The 432-nt window shown below is 46.3% G+C and carries 1 pseudogene; it reads right to left on the bottom strand.

Going from position 1 to position 432, the window contains the following annotated elements:
* Positions 1-269 precede the first annotated feature (269 nt).
* A pseudogene (locus J7R10_RS10125) lies at positions 270-432 on the bottom strand (serine--tRNA ligase); the annotation flags it as partial.

Here is a 432-nt window from a genome sequence, read left to right on the forward strand (position 1 = left end):
ATTGGGGGAATTACACACGCTCCCAAACACTTCCCCTCCTTCCCCGGTAATGCTTCCACCCTTTTCATCACACACAGGTTGCGGTGAAATTTTTTTTTTCAAACCTTTTTTAAATTACCCCAACCCCGTCATATACAAAGAGGCCGTCCCCCAAACTCAAAATCTGCCCTTCCTCCCCATTGGCGAAGCTGGAACATGGAATAAAAAGATGGCACCTCCACCACAACGAAAAAAACACCTGGAAAAAAAGACAAACAAAGACGTTAAAAAACCTCTCCCCCACATTCTTTCATCCTTTCCTCTTTATTAAAAGATTGCTCTTCAGCCGTAATCGATCCTTTTTCTCCTCCCCAAAACTGAGGTCCACGCAACACACCGGGTGTATCACACCCGGCCCCCCCCGCCTCTGATCGAAAACAAGGAGTCAAAGAA

Origin of the sequence: Bartonella vinsonii subsp. berkhoffii ATCC 51672 (assembly GCF_902825225.1) — a bacterium.
GTDB classification, from domain to species: Bacteria; Pseudomonadota; Alphaproteobacteria; order Rhizobiales; family Rhizobiaceae; genus Bartonella; species Bartonella berkhoffii.